This window comes from Telluria sp. AZSoR62 (assembly GCF_058111565.1).
In genome coordinates, this window is sequence record NZ_JBYTST010000668.1 from 1 (window position 1) to 231 (window position 231).

Annotated in this window: 1 protein-coding gene; it reads left to right on the forward strand. The window is 60.2% G+C overall.

Features of this window, described 5'->3' with window-relative positions:
* Positions 1–9: 9 nt before the first annotated feature.
* Positions 10–231, forward strand: a 222-nt coding sequence (locus tag AC3XQU_RS25115; protein WP_489876796.1) for an FAD-binding oxidoreductase, incomplete at its 3' end; no start/stop codon positions are given.

A 231-nucleotide genomic window follows, 5' to 3' on the forward strand; every position in this document is an offset into this window, starting at 1 on the left:
GGTGTTGCTGTGACATTCAGGGCTGCTGGCACCAGCTTGTCCGGTCAGGCCATCAGCGATTCAGTGCTTATAGTGCTTGGGGATAACTGGAACGGGCGCGAGATCCGTGGCCAAGGCACGCAAATCCGCCTGCAATCGGGGGTAATCGGCGCACAAACCAACGCCTGGCTGGCACCATTTGGGCGCAAGATCGGCCCGGACCCTGCGTCTATCAATGCGTGCAAGATCGGC